Source organism: Halodesulfovibrio sp., from assembly GCF_015482765.1.
Classification (GTDB): Bacteria; Desulfobacterota; Desulfovibrionia; order Desulfovibrionales; family Desulfovibrionaceae; genus Halodesulfovibrio.
The window spans coordinates 68,262-85,129 of record NZ_JADMLB010000043.1; the positions used below are offsets into that span (position 1 = coordinate 68,262).

15 protein-coding genes are annotated in these 16,868 nt (G+C 44.7%); 9 read left to right on the top strand and 6 right to left on the bottom strand.

The genetic code is table 11. The features are described 5' to 3' along the window. Positions 1–98: 98 nt before the first annotated feature. Positions 99–1,211: a radical SAM protein gene (locus QZY95_RS06790; RefSeq protein ID WP_290921040.1), complete on the bottom strand. Its 1,113-nt coding sequence runs from the start codon at positions 1,209–1,211 to the stop codon at positions 99–101. 170 nt (positions 1,212–1,381) lie between these two features. Here QZY95_RS06790 and QZY95_RS06795 point away from each other — a divergent pair, with 170 nt between their 5' ends. From QZY95_RS06795 to QZY95_RS06830, 8 genes are all read left to right on the top strand, one after another. Beyond that, the gene (locus tag QZY95_RS06795; RefSeq protein ID WP_290921044.1) at positions 1,382–1,690 is read left to right on the top strand and encodes a hypothetical protein; all 309 of its coding nucleotides are present in this window, start codon (positions 1,382–1,384) and stop codon (positions 1,688–1,690) included. Positions 1,691–1,989: 299 nt separating this feature from the next. Continuing rightward, a complete protein-coding gene (locus QZY95_RS06800; protein ID WP_290921049.1) occupies positions 1,990–4,002 on the top strand; it encodes a PAS domain S-box protein in 2,013 nt (670 codons plus the stop codon). Positions 4,003–4,107: 105 nt separating this feature from the next. Further along, positions 4,108–4,467, top strand: a complete 360-nt coding sequence (locus QZY95_RS06805) for a metalloregulator ArsR/SmtB family transcription factor (protein WP_290921052.1) — start codon at positions 4,108–4,110, stop codon at positions 4,465–4,467. A 190-nt stretch (positions 4,468–4,657) separates the two neighbouring features. Continuing rightward, positions 4,658–5,383: a FadR/GntR family transcriptional regulator gene (locus QZY95_RS06810; RefSeq protein ID WP_290921058.1), complete on the top strand. Its 726-nt coding sequence runs from the start codon at positions 4,658–4,660 to the stop codon at positions 5,381–5,383. Between the two features lie 40 nt (positions 5,384–5,423). Next, positions 5,424–6,221: a sulfite exporter TauE/SafE family protein gene (locus QZY95_RS06815; protein WP_290921064.1), complete on the top strand. Its 798-nt coding sequence runs from the start codon at positions 5,424–5,426 to the stop codon at positions 6,219–6,221. Positions 6,222–6,460: 239 nt separating this feature from the next. Next, on the top strand, positions 6,461–7,690 hold the full coding sequence (locus QZY95_RS06820) for an ABC transporter substrate-binding protein (protein ID WP_290921068.1): 1,230 nt from the start codon (positions 6,461–6,463) through the stop codon (positions 7,688–7,690). Further along, entirely contained in the window at positions 7,674–8,741 is a 1,068-nt protein-coding gene (locus QZY95_RS06825) for a nucleoside hydrolase (RefSeq protein ID WP_290921073.1), read from the top strand. The genes QZY95_RS06820 and QZY95_RS06825 overlap by 17 nt, the downstream gene beginning before the upstream one ends. Before the next feature lie 364 nt (positions 8,742–9,105). Beyond that, entirely contained in the window at positions 9,106–9,381 is a 276-nt protein-coding gene (locus QZY95_RS06830) for a hypothetical protein (protein WP_290921075.1), read from the top strand. A gap of 185 nt (positions 9,382–9,566) precedes the next feature. Here the strand turns inward: QZY95_RS06830 and QZY95_RS06835 are convergent, their stop codons facing one another. Further along, positions 9,567–9,884 carry a TusE/DsrC/DsvC family sulfur relay protein gene (locus QZY95_RS06835; RefSeq protein ID WP_290921078.1) on the bottom strand — a complete coding sequence of 106 codons (318 nt, stop codon included), beginning with the start codon at positions 9,882–9,884 and terminating at the stop codon, positions 9,567–9,569. Positions 9,885–10,438: 554 nt separating this feature from the next. Beyond that, a complete protein-coding gene (locus QZY95_RS06840) occupies positions 10,439–11,113 on the bottom strand; it encodes a CBS and ACT domain-containing protein (protein WP_290921081.1) in 675 nt (224 codons plus the stop codon). Positions 11,114–11,336: 223 nt separating this feature from the next. Here QZY95_RS06840 and larC point away from each other — a divergent pair, with 223 nt between their 5' ends. Next, complete coding sequence (gene larC / locus QZY95_RS06845) at positions 11,337–12,503, top strand: nickel pincer cofactor biosynthesis protein LarC (protein ID WP_290921084.1); 1,167 nt, start codon at positions 11,337–11,339, stop codon at positions 12,501–12,503. A 96-nt stretch (positions 12,504–12,599) separates the two neighbouring features. On the opposite strand, the gene ade is transcribed toward larC, so the two are convergent. The 3 genes from ade to QZY95_RS06860 all read right to left on the bottom strand — a co-directional run bounded on the left by ade (position 12,600) and on the right by QZY95_RS06860 (position 16,863). Next, the gene (gene ade, locus QZY95_RS06850; RefSeq protein WP_290921087.1) at positions 12,600–14,333 is read right to left on the bottom strand and encodes an adenine deaminase; all 1,734 of its coding nucleotides are present in this window, start codon (positions 14,331–14,333) and stop codon (positions 12,600–12,602) included. Positions 14,334–14,648: 315 nt separating this feature from the next. Continuing rightward, positions 14,649–15,986 carry a D-serine ammonia-lyase gene (locus QZY95_RS06855; RefSeq protein WP_290921090.1) on the bottom strand — a complete coding sequence of 446 codons (1,338 nt, stop codon included), beginning with the start codon at positions 15,984–15,986 and terminating at the stop codon, positions 14,649–14,651. A gap of 25 nt (positions 15,987–16,011) precedes the next feature. Continuing rightward, complete coding sequence (locus tag QZY95_RS06860) at positions 16,012–16,863, bottom strand: glycerophosphodiester phosphodiesterase family protein (protein WP_290921093.1); 852 nt, start codon at positions 16,861–16,863, stop codon at positions 16,012–16,014. Positions 16,864–16,868 lie beyond the last annotated feature (5 nt).

The window sequence follows — 16,868 nt, forward strand, 5'->3', positions numbered from 1 at the left end:
GTTGCAAGTATTTAAGTCTGTGAATCATTACGGGAAAAAATAGTATTATTGTTTTTGTAATACAGTGAGTTGTTTTATTCGGATAAAGATGACCGGCATTATTCTGTATCAATTTTTTCTGCGAGAAAGGCACTGGGACGGACTATTTCACTAAGTTGAGGGGATGCGCCTAGCTGTTGGGTCTCAGGGTCAGCGGACTCAGTAAGTGCAAGGTTCTTCCGGTAGAGTGCAATGTTCGGATGAATTCTGGCAGCGTGCTTAAAAAGACGTTTGGCGTGGGGGATGTCATTATTACTAAAAGCAAAGACACCAATGTTGTTTAACGCGCTGGAGTGTTCACTGTCGTAAAGTAATGTTTGACGAAATGCGTTGGCTGCGCTTTTTTCTGCGCCGGTAATGAAAGAGCGCATTCCTTCAATAAACCAGTTCTCAGCTGGGTTGAGCTTTACGTAGTGTACGCCCTGACAAGGACATCTGTTTACATTGCAAGGAGTTGCGCTTTCATAAAGAGAGACTGAATCGTGAATGTTTCCAAGTACGGTACGATCTCCTGGGCAGCGGAAAATCGTTCCGTCTGGCTCCATACGAATAAATGAATGTCCGCCGTCACAATCTACCCCGCGGAAGTTGAAAACCATTTTTATTCCTGCTTCGGGGTGCAACGCAAAAATATGTTTACTTTCTTCTGAGTAATTCTGTGGATACTTTTTCCCTTCAAACATGCCTTTGAAGGGTCTTGGTGTAATTGGTACACCGTTCTTTTTAAAGAAATCTATGTCATTCTGGTATCTATCTTCCATCAGAGGATGGAGCACGTAGTTTACTTTGATAGTGAAGCCGGCATTAGCAAGAGTATGATAATTCTCAATAAACTGAGTGACTGCATTACGTTTTTCTCGCTCTTCAATATGCAAAGAGGCATAAATGTCATTAACGCGAGAAGGAGAAATCCTTTTTGCAAATTCTTTAATTTGCTTTGAAAGACTTAAGTTTGTGTCCACACCTATGTAATGTTTTTGGGTAATAGCTTCACATAATGAAACAAAATTTGGATAGATGAATGGCTCACCACCAGTCATTCCTACTAACCATTTGTCATTATTTGTAGAAAGGAAGTTCAATAAAGTGGATGTAGAGATCGGGTTTTCAATTTTCGTATTTTGATGGGGGAAGTAACAGTATGAACATTGAAAATTACAATTGCGGGTCATATTCCATATCATTGATTTGTTGTAATTTAACATAGTTGAACGCCCTTGCTATTGTTTGCAAATAATGTGGTGAAGTGGTACTGAACCACTGCATTTTTTATAGAAAAAAATATCATTTGTAATAAATCAGACTGCATTTGGTATGAGAGTGTCTCGGGAGACATTATATAATGGATTTACGTGTTTTAGCAGAATTAAAAGAATACCTTACAGTAAAGCAACATACTCCGGGCAGACTGAAAGTTAAGGTGAACTTAGCCATCCGTAATCATCCTAAGTTACCGGAATTACAAAATGCCGCCAAAGGTGGTAGCTCTGCCATAAAGAAAACTAATTTGAATATTTTTACCCAAACGCTTACCGTTGATTATGACAGCACTATGTTGCCATTCGAGTCATTACAGGAGCTGCTCTCCAGTGATGATCCAGAACGTATTGCTTCATTAGCGACAGCTCTTATGGAAGGTGCTGGCGCATAGTAAAGCGTATGTTTGACCTGTTGCTGACAGTGATTGTCCTTATGGATAATCGGTAGGCAAAAGTACTGACCATAACACCCTGCAGAGAGTACTCTCTGTAGGGTGTTTTTGTTATTATAAGTACTGATAATAGAATGTTATCGACATGTTGAGTGAAGAGAGTCGATGGTGCGGGAGTGCTTTGGGACGTAGACTTGTGGGGAAACGTTTTAGAAAGTGTCGCAACGTGTTGCATTTAACCCTATTTTCCGTATGAGTATGAGTAGCCGAATAGTCTACTTTACATATTGGAGAATTGCATGTCGGGTCTGTCGGAAAAAAACAAACAGGGAAAAAACAGTTCTAATTTGCAATTGGGGCATAACGATTTTGAAGCATTTGCGGCAAAGCATATTTGTGACGCCGATGCGTGTATTTGGTGCGAAAGTGAGCAGGCCGCATCAGGAGCGTTATCGTATGACCTTTTACTTACTGTTTTAGGTTCTGGCCCTATGGCTGTTGCGTTGTTTTCCGAAGATCTTTTTCCGCTGTACTGGAACAAAAAATTTTCTTCCTATTTTGGCTCAATGAAAGAAAATTCCTCGCAGTGCCTTATGGACAAAAAGGGGAACCTATGGCGCTGTGTTGGTAAAAGTGTCTGTACTGTTAAAGAGACTAAAGGCGAATTTAGCAGTGAGTGTTGCAAGCTTAGTGAACATGGCACGTATGAGTGGTTCGAAACGCAAACAAAAATTATCAAGGCTGGCAATACAGCCCCTGTCTTTTTGTTTGTTGCTACGGATATTACACATCAGAAAACAGCACAGATAAGCTTGAAGCAAACCCGTGATGAACTTGAAGAGCGTGTAAAAGAACGCACAACGATTCTCGCAAAGTTGAATAATACACTGGAAGAGCAAATAGAGCGGAGCCAACAGCAGCAACAGGCTTTGAAAGAGAGCGAAGAGCAGTTCAGAAACCTTTTTTTAAATGAATATGGTGTTCGTTTTTTTTGGGATGCGAACTCGTTTGAGATTGTAGAAGCAAATATTGGAGCAGCAGATTTTTACGGCTATGAACTGGATTTAATGGCAGGACAGAAATTGCAGGTTGTGACTGGAATGTCGTTGTCTGCAGTGCAGGATCGAGTTGAGGAAGTAAAGCGTTCCGGCCATGTTTCTTTTACAGCACTGCATCGCTTGCATGATGAAACCATGCGATACGTCGAAGTTCATTTTGTTTTGGCAAAGAATAAAGGGCGTAAGCTTATTTACACAGTTGTTGCAGATATTAGCGAAAGGATTGAAGCTGAGCGTAAAGCGCATGAGCATCAGAACAACCTGAAGGCGCTCATGAATGCAACAAGCGACTGTGCGTTATTAGTCGATCCGGAAGGGCTTATAATCACAATGAATCATGCTGCTGGGGAAGAGTTTAAATGTATAGGACAGCCTTCCCGAAGTGTGAATCTTTTTTCCATGTTGAACGACAAGGTGGCCAGTGCATGGAGAGGGGCTTTTGATGCTGTGCTGGTCATGGGAATGGCAGAACATATAGAGACAGATGTGAACCGTTGCTGGACTGTTTCATTTTACCCTGTGTTTACGGAAAGTCTGGATATCAGCGCAGTAGCGATTTACGCGGAAGATGTGACGTTTGAAAAGCGTACATCCGAGCAAATGAAGCTTTTATCTAAAAGAGTTCTTTCTGCTCAGGAAGATGAACGAAAGCGTATAGGTCGTGAATTGCATGACAGTACAGCACAGACGATTTCAGGCATAAAATACTTGCTTGAGAGTGAAGTGGCTCGCATGGATCGGGGCGGGCAGGTTTCCTCTGAAAAGCTTGAAAAAATGATCGAGTTGCTGCAGGGGGCAATTGTTGAATTACGTCATATTATTATGGCATTACGCCCGACAATTTTGGACGATCTCGGCTTAATTTCTGCATTACGCTGGTTGTTGAATGAGGCATCTATTATGCACCCTACATTTTCCTTTACAGGTACGTTTGAACTTTCGGAACAGTTTTTCAGCGAGTTACAGAAGACAGTCCTTTTTCGAGTTGCACAGGAAGCAATTTCAAATGCTGCAAAACATAGCGAGGGAGGCAATGTTTCGTTGCACATCAAGCAGGAAGGGGAAAGTTGTGTTCTGTATGTTCAGGATGACGGAGACGGATTTGCAGTTGAGACTTGCTCAAGGGACGGTGTGGGGCTCGGAAGTATGCGCGAACGCATAGAGCTTGCAAACGGTACTCTTGATATTCTATCGTATACGGGGCAGGGAACACTGGTTCGTGCTGCGGTGCCTCTTTGCATCGAAGCAGAATAGCACCTTTTTTATGCTCCTGCTAAAATAGACTTTATCAGTGTACTACAGTATTGTTGCGGATAACCAGAACTACTGGCGAGTATACTAACATTGCAGGAGGAGCGGGTGCCTGAAATTACACCTGTTTGTCAGATAACATGTGTTCATGAAGAAGCTGTAAAGAAGGTGCAGGATGCTATGCTGCCTGCTGAGCAGCTGAGCAATCTTTCTGAACTGTTTAAAATTTTGGGTGACGGGACACGCATGCGAATTTTGAATGCGTTGTCACATCACGAGTTATGCGTTTGCGACCTTGTTACTATTATCGGCATGAGCCAGCCGGCAGTGTCGCACCAGCTTCGTTTGTTGCGTGCAGCCAAGTTGGTTCGCTACAGAAAAGTAGGAAAAAATGTGTACTACTCTCTGGCAGATGATCATGTGACAATACTGCTTTCCACAGCATTAGAACATATTCTTGAAGGGTAACGTCGTTGCTTATCAAGAGTGCGAGAGCACAATAATAAGCCAAATTCCAACGCGGTAGCGTTCAGGAGTTTGGCTTTTTTAGTTTACAGACGATTTTGAGCTTGCTATCAAGTTGATATTGGTCTGACCAATTGTATGGCAGCAATGCAGCTCCTCATGGTATACTGTGCTGCACATATAAGGAGTGGGTATGACATCATCTGGAAAAGACACCAATCGTCAGGGGACGAAGCCGCGTCGTGTTCATGAGAACATTGCTGATGAGTTACGCGATCTTATTACCCGAGGGGAATTCCCTCCGGGGAAACGGTTGCCTTCTGAGCGAAAGCTTGCTGCCATTTTTTCTGTTTCACGGCACGGAGTGCGTGAAGCGTTGCGAAAGCTTGAAGAGCAGGGGCTTGTTTTTTCACGTCAGGGTGATGGAACCTATGTTCGAAAAATAGAAGAAGCTCAAGGAAGGAAGCCTGTTGCGGCGGCACTGGATAGAAACAAATGCCGCTATGTTGAAGTTCTCGAATTACGTAAGGTTATTGAACCGCAAATTGCTGCTATAGCAGCGCGCTATATTACTGAAGAAGAATTACGTGAGTTGCGGCGGGTTCTGGATGAACAGATTGATGAAATCAGTCAGGGGCGTAACGGCTCTGAAGCTGACTGCGAATTTCATAAGTTAATTGCAGCCGGAACCAGAAACAGCGTAATGCTGGAAATGGTGACGCGTATTCACGATATTGTGGCGCAAAGTTTGGAATTTACCTTGGAGAACAGTCATCGCAGGCATTGGGCTATTGAGACGCACGAACGTATCTTGCGGGCGCTTGAAAATAGAGACCCTGAGACGGCACGCAAGGAAATGTATGAGCACATAGCGTATGTTGAATCGCTGGCGCTTTCCGAATTGGAAGGGGAAGGATAAGTTTTCCCCGTCTGTCGAGTAATGAGAATGGAGAACTTGTATGATTTCAGTGGTGCTTTTGTATCTCGCTGTTGGGGCATTTGCAGGTGTGCTGGCAGGGCTACTTGGTATTGGCGGCGGATTGGTTATTGTTCCGCTGCTTGTGTTTAGTTTTACTTTGCAGGGAATTCCGCCTGAAGTGATGATGCACTTGGCGTTAGGTACCTCTCTTGCTTCTATTATCTTTACTTCTGTCGCAAGTTTCAGGGCGCACAGCAAACGCGGCGCAGTTCGATGGGATGTTTTTCGACTGATTACTCCGGGGATTATTGTCGGCGGCTTACTGGGAGCCGAGCTTGCCTCAAGAATGTCATCCGGTTTGCTGAAAGGGATTTTTGTCTGCTTCCTGTACTATGTCGGGTCGCAGATGTTGCTCGGTATTAAACCGAAAGCCAGTCGCGAATTGCCGGGGACTGTGGGCATTACCGGTGCCGGTGGTGTTATCGGTATGGTTTCCAGTATCGTAGGCATCGGCGGCGGTACTATGTCTGTGCCGTTTCTTTCCTTCTGTAACGTGCCTATGCATGTTGCAATCGGCACTGCTTCTGCCATTGGCTTTCCTATCGCCGTAGCATCCACTATCGGCTATATTGCTACAGGTTTTTCTGATCCAGTAACACCGGCTTACTCCTTCGGGTACGTATACCTTCCTGCTCTGTTGGGTATTATCAGTGCAAGCTGGTTTACAGCTCCGCTTGGTGCAAAGCTGGCGCATTCTCTGCCTGTTGCTAAACTTTCCAGAATTTTTGCTGTGTTACTTCTTGTTGTCGCAACGAAAATGTTGATTAGCTTGTTTTAACTGATAACAAGCAACTTAAGCTATAAAGGCACTCTATTCATGTTAGATAGAGTGCCTTTTTTGTTGTGTAGTGCTAAGGGGAGGACAAGTTGGTGGTTGTTATTTTACGATAATCTACATAGTACTGAAATTGAATCTCAAAAGAGTAAGGAAGGTTGAGGAGTATCTATCCGCAATGGATAGAATGCTTTTTTGAGAGGATTTTTAGGTCGTTTATTAGGTAAATCTACGAGGTGTGTGTGAAACAGGTAAGCCGTTTATTATTGCTGCTGATGAGTTGTTTTTTTGTGGTGTTTGCTGTTGGGTGCGCAACAGAAGAGGCAACTAAAACTGTTAACGAGATGAGCTGGAATGAGCATGTCGCCAGCGCAAAAAATACTACCGTACGTTTTTATATGTATGGCGGTATGAATAACGTAAATGACTGGATAGATTCCGTCGTTGCATCGGCTGTGAAGGATAAGTACGGGATTACAATTGAACGTGTGCCTATGAGTGCGCCTGTTTTCATGAATAAGATGTTGGCAGAAAAGAGCGCGGGCAAAGCTCGGGGCAGCATTGATCTGCTATGGATTAATGGTGAGAATTTTAAAAATGCCCGTAAAGCAGATTTGCTTGAAGGGCCTGTGACACAGCTTTTGCCTAATTATGCGCAGTATGTGAATCCGGATGAAGCTGCGACTGACTTTGGCTACCCTGTAGAAGGGTATGAAGCTCCATATGGTCGCGCTCAGTTTGTATTTGAATTTGATAGCTCGCGGACTCCGCATCCACCTACTTCTTTTGTTGAGTTGAAAGAGTGGGTGAAGGCAAATCCGGGACGTTTTACGTACCCTTCACCACCGGACTTCACTGGCTCAGCATTTATCCGGCAGGTGTTCTATGCTGTTACAGGTGGACATCGCCAGTACCAGAAAAAATTTGACCAAGCGTTGTTTGACTCAAATGCACCGAAGCTTTGGGCGTATTTGAATGAAATAGCTCCGTACCTTTGGCAGGAAGGACGCGCGTACCCGAAGGATCCGGCATTTCAGGCAACACTGTTTTCTCGCGGTGAAATTGATATGATGATGGCATATCATCCAACCCATGCGCAAAACCGTATTCTTGATGGAACATATCCTGAGACTGTTCGTACTTTGGTTATGAAAGAAGGTTCTATTTACAACACCCATTTTACAGCGATTCCTAAGAATGCACCCAATAAATCCGGTGCGCTTGTTGTTATGAACTACTTGCTTTCACCTGAAGCCCAGCTTTCTAAGTTTTCGCCGGAAGTGTGGGGAGATTTTCCCGTTCTTGATATGCAGAAACTGCCTGCTGATGCTGTGGCACAATTCGACGCTGTTGACCTAGGTGAGGCAACCCTTTCTCCTGCAGAGCTTAATGCTGTTGCAGTGCCTGAGATTCCTGCGGAGTGGTTGGAAGCATTGGAAAAAGGGTGGGAAGAGCATGTGCTTAAAAAATAGCATTTCTCTTGTTATTGATACAGACAATGCATTTGGAATGCCTGTACGTGATCTTGATGATGGCATTGCGCTTATTGTCGCTCTTGTTTCAGAACGTGTGGATGTAAAAGCGATTGTGGCTTCAGCGTGTAATTGTAGAGCGTTTGAAGCTGCGCGTAATACCAAGCATTTATTGGAACAGTTTGGCAGAACAGATATTCCTGTCGGAAAAGGGGCTGAAAAGCCCCTTTCTGGTGACAGAGAAGCGCACCATCGCTTTTTAGAAGCAAAGGCTTGCGGTAAGGGGACGGCATATTGGTGTAACGCCCCGGAAATTCCTCAAGTGGATGTTTCCATGCTTCAGTCCGGAGCGGACGTTCTTATTGATTCTGTTCGGATAAATCCACATGAACTTGTGATTGTAGCGCTGGGAAGTTTTACGAATATTGCAGAAGCACTGCGCAAAGCACCTGACATCGCTCCTTTGATTAAAGAAATTGTGCACATGGGTGGTTCGTTTGAGCCTCAGGAGGGGGAATTACCCTTTGTATGGGACACAGGAGATATTTCACCGGAAGTCTGGGAAAATACTCTTAGGTTTAATACCTGGTATGACAGACAGGCCACTGCTGAAGTCCTTCAAGCTGGCATTCCCGTCAGATTCATTACTGCGAACGTAACAAGCCACTTTTATTTACGTAACGAGCACATGCGCGCTATTCGTAGCGCTGCAAAGGGTGATTTGGGCGAGTATTTAGTTCGCAGTATTGACCCGTGGCTTGCGTGGAGTATCGAGCAACGCAATCTGGTTGGAGCGCATATGCATGACCCGCTCACAATTCTTGCTCTTTTGGATGAGTCAGTGTGTACATACAGATCGATGGATGCAGACATACCAAGCTTTCTTGAGGGTTACGAACTTTTTCCACAGAAGTGTGGTTTGCTGTTGAAAAGTACTGGTTCTGCAACCAAGTTGAAAGTCAAGGTAGCTGTCAACCTAGACACTGCGCGGGCTGAGCAAACTCTGTGTAATTTTTTATGCAGAGCTGCAGCATTAGAATCTAATGTTTAAAGAAATAATTGGTTTTTAAAGATGTTACTTGCTATTGTTAGCTTAATTAGCATGATGAGTGTTTTTATTGTTGAGCGTAATTTTACGATAAAAAAACTCTGTGTATCACCGGTATACTTGGATTTGTTCTTAACTTTGCATAGGCTGTGGAAAAAAATATACTTGTTGCAAAACACCCACCGGTCTAGTGTGCTCTTCAAGCAAGAAGAAAAAAGAATTTTAGGACAAAAAGTCCTGTAAATCTAAGTGTTAGCAAGGATTCTCTGCGGATGTTTTAGGCGGCATCTTGAAAGTCGAACTTTTTCGGTGGATTGGAAGAGTAAGACTGACTCAGAGAATAGAATTTATACACTGGAGGGTCATCGTGTTGAAAAATACCATGGATAATATGATTTTAAAACTTGGGAAAGAGTTTTCAGAGTTTTCCGGAACGCTGCGTTCCGTTAAGAAAAATGACTGCGGCGATTTCGTCGTCTCTCCCGAGATAATGCGTAATATAGTGGGACACGTAGAGAACCTTTTTGGAACTATGCGTGAAACCCAGGAATCTGTGCAATTAGCTCTGGAAAGCGAGTTGTTGCAAGAAGAGAGGAAATGGATTGATTTGCTTGATAACGCAGATATGACTACCGAGCATTAAGCTACTTTCATATCAAACGTTAGGCGATTTAGTTGTGGCATGTGTCCCCTTTATGCGAAAGCATGGAGGGGACGTGTGTTTTTATGGGGTAAAACACAGAAGGCTTGTGAGTAATGTTTTTCAGACAAAAGAAAAGCGGGAGACGAATCTCCCGCTTTACATGCTCAAACTGTAAGATCAGCTGACTATACGCAGCCGGTAGGCTTAGGAAGACCAGCCATCTTACATGCTCCCTTACCTGGGCCGGAAGGGAAGAGTTCGTATACCTGCTTCAGTTTGAAGCCGGTGTTTTTAGAAAGGATACGCACCATAGGAGCGATACCGTTCTTTTTGTAGTAATCCTGAAGGAAGTCGAGGATTTTCTGGTGATCTTCAGAGATCTCAGTGATACCTTCAGATTCTTTTACGTAGTCAACCCACTCAGGGCACCATTCTTCGAACTTAAGCAGGAAGCCGTCTTCATCAACTTCGAAAGTTTTACCTTCATAAGTAATTTCAGCCATTTTGTCCTCCTTGGACATGGTCTATAAGCGTTATATTTAGCTCAGACATATGCCGGGTTGCAGCAACAGCTGACAACCTGATGTAAAGCAGTGATCCACTGCTTGTCTCCATCCAGATTTGCTCTATAAAGCAAACACTGACTTGTTAAAGCCGTGATAGTCATTTTGTCAATGGGCAAGCCAATAAAATTCGATTTTTCTTGTTGTTTAACGAAGCAAGAAAAATCGAAAAACAAGTGCTATCAACGGCGCTAAGATGCCACAGTGTTCCAAAAAACACAAGCTTCCGCACTTGCAGATATTGTTACGAATAATAATAGGTTAGGTTTGACATCGGAAAAAATGAAAACCCATAGAAGTGCTAATCCAGACTTTGTCGGGTGTGAATTATAAAACCGGTTGCATTGCTGCAACTGCAATGTTGCAAAGTAGATACATAATTGAGTAAGAATGTTGCCACTCAAAGGCTCGCAAGTGATTACTCGCATTGTGCGCGGGAAAAAAGAAAGCGGCTCAAAAGAGCCGCTGACTGAAGTACGGGGTTGAAGATTATGTTATTGAGGGTGAACGTTGTCACGTGCCCAGAAAATAACATCAAACTGGCTTTTCAGTTCTTCGATGATCTGATTTTCTTTTGTTCTTTCCATCGGCATGATGCGGATGTTTACGTCACGTGTGCCTTTTCCTTCCTCTTCTTCCATTGAGGAGAGAATAGAAACAATACGGGCTTTATGTGCACGCATTACGTTAAGGATAGGGCGCAATGTTCCGGCTTCGTTTGGAAGACGGATACCGAACTGCACGCCGCCCTGACGGACACCAGTAATCGAAATAAGAACATTGAAAATATCGCTAACGGTAATAATGCCCACCAGTTTACCATCGTCATCAACCACAGGCAGACCGCCGAAGTCTTTTTCGATCATCATCATCGCAGCATTTTCAACTGTGTTGGTCGGGCTTGTAACAAGCGGGTCAACCGTCATGATGTCTTTTACCTTGATTTCAGAGAGCAGGTAGTAAAGCTCGTGCACATCAAGCGTTGTAGCTTTGGAAGGGGAGGCTTCTTTAATGTCTCTGTCAGAGACAATCCCTACGACACGACCGCTGTGATCCACTACAGGAACACGGCTGATATCGTGTGCTTTTAAAGCCTTGGAGGCCTTCATCATAGAAGTATCGGGCGAGACAGTAATTACATCTTTTGCCATCCAGTCGCGAATCAGCATGATTTTTCCTCCTGAAATACACTCATACGTTTGATCATTGATAGTATACTTGTTGTATATATAAGCATTTATTTTATAGGTGAACAAGCGAAAATTGCTCTATCGAAGTGACTGTACATTGTACCGTTGTTGGCTTACTAGTGATTAGATAAGAATAGTGTTTTATATCGTGTCTTACATTGAATGATATTCTTAATCTCTGTGCGATGGAAGGAATTAGAGAATGAAAGCGTTGTATCTGGATTGTCGATTCGGGCTTGGCGGCGATATGTTTTTGGCTGCTATGCATGAACTGGGAGTAGATCTGTCGCGGTTACAGCGAATTTTTATTGAAGCAGGGATTTACGTATCAATTGCTCCGGTCAGTACAGTAAGACAATCAATTGTCGGAACAAAAGTTTCTATTGAATGGCCGGATGGGCAGCCTTTGCGTCACTTGCCGGAAATTGTATCTATTCTTGAAAAACTGGCAGTCTCCGCAACAGTTCGGCAGCAAGCGATAAACGCTTTTACTCGCCTTGCTGAGACTGAGGCTGCTGTGCATGGCAAAGCTGTGCAGGAAGTGCATTTTCACGAAGTGGGGGCTATTGACACACTTGTTGATGTTGTCGGTGCTTTCTGGGCTGTGGAACAGCTTGGTGTTACAACGATTACCGCCTCAAAGTTACCGTGGTTTTCCGGTACGGTTGAATGCGAACACGGCACATTGCCGCTTCCGGCTCCAGCCGTTCTGGAGTTGCTGAAAGGTAAACCTGTGTTTGCAACGGAGTGCAAACAGGAGCTGATTACGCCTACTGGTGCTTTGTTGATAGATCAGCTCGTGGATAATTTTACCTCCGGTGCAGAAGGGCTGTTGCTGCAAACAGGAAGCGGCTACGGGCATCGGGAGTCCGGTGGCGGCTTGCGAGCCAGTTTGCTTGAAGTCGAAGAGGCTGAAAAGCATCCTTCGCAGGCAACAACGGACGAGATATATGTTCTGGAAAGTCATATTGATCATTTGACCGGTGAAGAATTAGGCCGCTGCTTTGATATTTTTATGGATGCAGGTGCACTTGATGTATTTTTTGCAGCAGGAGTTATGAAAAAGAATCGTCCTGCCGGCAGCTTGAAAGTGTTGTGTAAACCGGATGATCTGGCAGTAATGGAACAGCTCTTTTTTGCCCATACTCATACGCTGGGGATACGAAGACAAAAGACAGAGCGTGTTCTGTTGCCACGTAAAGAAGAGCGTGCAGAAACGCCTTTTGGAGAAATGGACGCTAAAAGCTACTCCATTGACGGGCTGACCATTTCAAAGCCGGAATATGAAGAGCTTGTAAAGTTTTCAAAAAAAACAGGGCGCACGCTGCCTGAGCTTCGCTATATGCTGTACGGAAACAGTAAGGCGTAAGAAATAACGTTTTTAAGCTTGGTATAATAAAAGGCTGCCCTTGATAAGGGCAGCCTTTTTGTATTTTATATAACGTGCAGTGGGCTCAAGGACGGCTTATTCAACTTCAACCGGTACGAAGGAGAAGGTGGTAACGTCAAAGAGACCGCCATCTGTGAGTTTGAGAGCAGGAATAACTGGAAGGCTCATGAAGCTGAGCGTCATGAACGGCTGTAATTTAGGGTTGATGTTAAATTCTTTGGCAAGATTCAACAGCTCTTCCATTTTTTCAGCAACGTCCTGTGCTGGCTGGTCAGACATAAGGCCGGCAATCGGCAACGGAAGGTGTCCAAGAACCTTGCCGTCACGAACGAGGGTAATACCGCCGCCGATTTCTTTGAGATCATTAATAGCTACCAGCATGTCTTCATCATTATCACCGGCGACAACGATGTTGTGTGAGTCATGAGCAATAGTGGTAGCAATTGCACCATTTTTGATGTGGTAGTTTTCAAAAATACCAAGACCAATGTTTCCGGTCGCGTTGTGACGCTCTACAACAGCAATTTTAGCGAGCCCTTCGTTTTCTTTAGGGTTGAAGCAGCCGTCTTCATCCAGCACAACTTCCTTGATAACTGCTTCAGTCAGCACTGTGTCAGGAATAACACGCATAGTGCGAACTTTATTGCTGGAAAGCTGTAATTTCAGCGCATCACGGGAAATTTCAGAAAGATTTACGGTGTCGCGTACAGAATCACGAACAAGCTCTTTTGGTTCAACAAGCAGGTTGCCGTTTTCAGCAATATGGTCACCGTTTGTGAACACGTGGCTTACTTCAAAATCTTTCAGGTCGCGAACAATCATAATGTCAGCGTCATATCCCGGAGCAATAGCACCTTTGCCGGTTAAGCCGAAGCATTCTGCGGCATTAAGAGTGCCGATAGTAATTGCTCGAAGCGGGTTGATACCTTCTTCAACAGCAATTTTGAGGTTTTTGTTGATGTGGCCGTTTGCAAGAATATCTGCTGGTTCACGGTCATCAGTACAGAATACACAACGACGGTAGTTTGCATCAGTAAGCCCCTTAGCAAGAGCACGAAGGTCTTTAGTTGCGGAACCTTCACGAATGAGCACGTACATGCCAAGGCGGATACGTTCGTGCATTTCTTCAATTGTAGAACATTCGTGGTCTGTTTTAATACCGGAAGCTGCATAGGCAATAAGGTCGCGACCGGATAAACCAGGGGTGTGTCCGTCTGCTACGCGTCCGCGGGATGATGCCATGTGGATTTTATCAAGCATGGCAGGATCGCTGTTTACGACTGCCGGAAAGTTCATGACTTCTGCAAGGCCGTGTACGCCTTCGTGATCAATAAGCTCGGAAAGTTCTTTTGCTTCCAGAACAGCACCGGAGTTTTCAAACGGGGTAGCAGGCACACAAGACGGGAGCATAATGCGTACATTCAACGGTAAATCTTTTGAAGCGTCCAACATGTAGCGGATGCCTTCCAGACCGCAGACGTTTGCAATTTCATGCGGGTCAGCAACAATTGTTGTGGTTCCGTATGGAAGAACGCATTTCGCAAATTGAGCCGGAGACACTACGGAAGATTCAATGTGAACGTGGCCATCGATGAGTCCCGGCATAAGGTAGCCGCCTTCAGCATCGATAATGTTGGCTGCTTCGTACTCTCCGAAACCGACGATCTTTCCATCGCCAATGGCAACAGAGCTTTCGAAGGTGGTCTGAGCAAAAACATCAACCACGTTACAGTTAGTAATGAGTGTGTCTACAGGAATACGGCCTGCTGCCATGTCGATACGACGGGCGAGAGCTTCACGTTCAGTCATGATCTGTCCTTATATATGATGTACAGCGTAAAAAAATTGCAACTGAGAGAAGACTGCTGACAATGACCCACCTTGTTAGCAGTACAATGTTATTATGTACTGCAATGGCGTTAAAAAGTCAGAGACAATAGGGTGTTATTCTATGTCAGTGCCTGAATTGCATATGTAAATGTAGCAAAGTGCAGGTCTGTCATCAATCTGAGTACGGTGCAGATATCATGTAACACGGCTGGATGAAAGGATAAGAGCCGGCGAAAAGAAGATGCTCTCCAACGTGTTGATGATACATGCAATATGTATTTTATAAATTTGTAGCTAGCTGATGTTCATCAGTGCCTTTCCACTCTTGTAGTAGGCTTGCATTTCTTCATGAGGAACCATGCTGCCGCCAGTGCCCCATGCTATATGTGTAGCATTTTCTATGTTTCGTTGTTTGAGCAACTCGTTGTTGTTCTGAATGATAGCAATTCCTTTCATACCAGCCAGTGCAGACGGTTCCATCCATATATCTTCTGTGTCTGCGAGGAGAGCAAGAAGTTCAAACATCGTATCATCGCTGACGGTAAATGCGCCGTCGATCAGATGTTGCAGAGTTTTTCCCACAAAGCCGGAAGGGCGACCCACTGCAAGCCCGTCTGCCACCGTACGGTTATCTATACCAAGATCCTGAACAGAAATCGCGTCATGTAAGCCAGTGTATAGCCCAAGAAGCATGGCCGGAGAATGTGTCGGTTCAGCAAAAAAGCAGTGAACATGGTCACCGAAAATTTGCTTAAGTCCAAATGCCACTCCTCCCGGGCCACCGCCCACGCCGCAAGGCAGGTAAACAAAAAGCGGGCTTTGTTCGGAGACGGTGATCTTCATATCAGAAAGTTGTGCTTGAAGACGTTTTGCGGCAACTGCATAGCCTAAAAACAGGGTAGTGGAGTTTTCATCATCAATGAAATGGCAATACGGATCGAGTGCCGCTTGTTTGCGTCCTTCAGCCACAGCAAGAGAGTAGTCTGCATCATATTCAAAGACAGTCACACCTTTGGAACGAAGCATATCTTTCTTCCATTGTCTGGCGTCAGCAGACATGTGGACATTTACTGAGAAGCCGAGCTTTGCCCCCATAATGCCGATGGAGAGTCCAAGGTTGCCTGTAGAACCTACAGCAATAGTGTGTTTGCTGAAAAAATGGGCAAGGTCTTCTGAGGCAAGCATGGAGTAGTCGTCTGTATACTGTAGCAGACCAGCGGCACATGCCAGTTTTTCAGCATGGGTCAAGACTTCGTAGATTCCTCCGCGTGCTTTGATGGAGCCGGAAATCGGAAGGTGGCTGTCACATTTTAGCAGGAGTTCACCAGACAGAGGTGTTTCCGTGTATTCTCCGACAGCTTTCTGCATATGCGGAATGCGGCGAAGAGGGGATTCAATCAAGCCGCCAGCCTTTTGTGTTTCTGGAAAGGCGTGCGCGATGTAGGGACGGAATCGTTCTAACCGTTCAGCAGCGTCATTAATATCGTCTGTAGAAAGGGATATCTTAGGCATTGCCTCTTGTACTGGTAAGATATTTGGGTTGAACCAAAATAGCTCTTTCAGTGCGGTTGCTTCTTGGATGAACGAGTCTGTTTTCCATTCTTCAATAGATTTGATTGAGGTCTGCTGCATGGAGAACTCCTGTTGTTATGCTGAATTACTGTGCGGTCACTTCCAGTATTGCTGCACGTGCTTTGTCAGGAAAATCTGAAATAAGTCCGCTGGTTCCCCAGTTGGCAAACGCATAAAGTTCGTGTTCGCAGTTTATTGTCCAAATATTGACCATAAGTCCGGCTTCACGCAGTGCTTTGATGTCGTCAGCAGTAGTGAAGGTGCGGCATGGGTGGTACGCTGCGGCATGAAGCTGTTTGCAGTAGTCTACAGCGTTCTCAATTCTTTCTTCAGTCAGGACTCCCAGAGGCATTTCAGGCATTTCGGCATGGATTGTCTTTAGATAGTCATGGTTGAACGAAGATATCATAATTTGATCTTGAATCTCGTGTACTTTTATCTGTTCAAGAATCGTGTGCACAATGGTGTGGCTGTTGTCACCTATCTTTGTTTGATCTTTTATTTCCAGATTGAGTAACACGCCGGAAGCTTTTATGAAAAAGAGCAGTTCATCAAGTGTCGGAACAAAAGTGCCCTCAAACGCAGCAGCGGTTTCAGCAGAAACTGTTCCCGCAGCGATTTGTCTGTGGGGATCGTTTTCCGCATACCATTTGCCGGCGTCAAGCATACGTACTTCTTCCAGTGTGAGATGGTGGATGCCTGTTTTTTCGCCATGTTTTTGCAGGTGCGGCAGCTCTGCAATATTAGTGGTGCGGGTGAGTACATAGTCATGGAAAATGACAGCGTAGCCATCCTTTGTCAGGTTTACATCAAGCTCTATTGCTTCTGCTCTGAGTTCCAAAGCTTTTTGAAAAGCGGGCATGGTGTTCTCAGGAGCATACGCTCGTGCCCCACGGTGTGCATGGGTAATGCGTTCATCAGCTTTATCAGTAAACACAGTGT

What these genes read in the sequence shown, in the direction of transcription:
- QZY95_RS06810 (WP_290921058.1), top strand. Translation starts at nt 4,658, where the DNA reads ATGACATCATCTGGAAAAGACACCAATCGTCAGGGGACGAAGCCGCGT.
- QZY95_RS06790 (WP_290921040.1), bottom strand. Translation starts at nt 1,211, where the DNA reads ATGACCCGCAATTGTAATTTTCAATGTTCATACTGTTACTTCCCCCAT.
- QZY95_RS06800 (WP_290921049.1), top strand. Translation starts at nt 1,990, where the DNA reads ATGTCGGGTCTGTCGGAAAAAAACAAACAGGGAAAAAACAGTTCTAAT.
- QZY95_RS06825 (WP_290921073.1), top strand. Translation starts at nt 7,674, where the DNA reads ATGTGCTTAAAAAATAGCATTTCTCTTGTTATTGATACAGACAATGCA.
- larC (WP_290921084.1), top strand. Translation starts at nt 11,337, where the DNA reads ATGAAAGCGTTGTATCTGGATTGTCGATTCGGGCTTGGCGGCGATATG.
- QZY95_RS06855 (WP_290921090.1), bottom strand. Translation starts at nt 15,986, where the DNA reads ATGCAGCAGACCTCAATCAAATCTATTGAAGAATGGAAAACAGACTCG.
- QZY95_RS06795 (WP_290921044.1), top strand. Translation starts at nt 1,382, where the DNA reads ATGGATTTACGTGTTTTAGCAGAATTAAAAGAATACCTTACAGTAAAG.
- QZY95_RS06840 (WP_290921081.1), bottom strand. Translation starts at nt 11,113, where the DNA reads ATGCTGATTCGCGACTGGATGGCAAAAGATGTAATTACTGTCTCGCCC.
- QZY95_RS06835 (WP_290921078.1), bottom strand. Translation starts at nt 9,884, where the DNA reads ATGGCTGAAATTACTTATGAAGGTAAAACTTTCGAAGTTGATGAAGAC.
- QZY95_RS06815 (WP_290921064.1), top strand. Translation starts at nt 5,424, where the DNA reads ATGATTTCAGTGGTGCTTTTGTATCTCGCTGTTGGGGCATTTGCAGGT.
- ade (WP_290921087.1), bottom strand. Translation starts at nt 14,333, where the DNA reads ATGACTGAACGTGAAGCTCTCGCCCGTCGTATCGACATGGCAGCAGGC.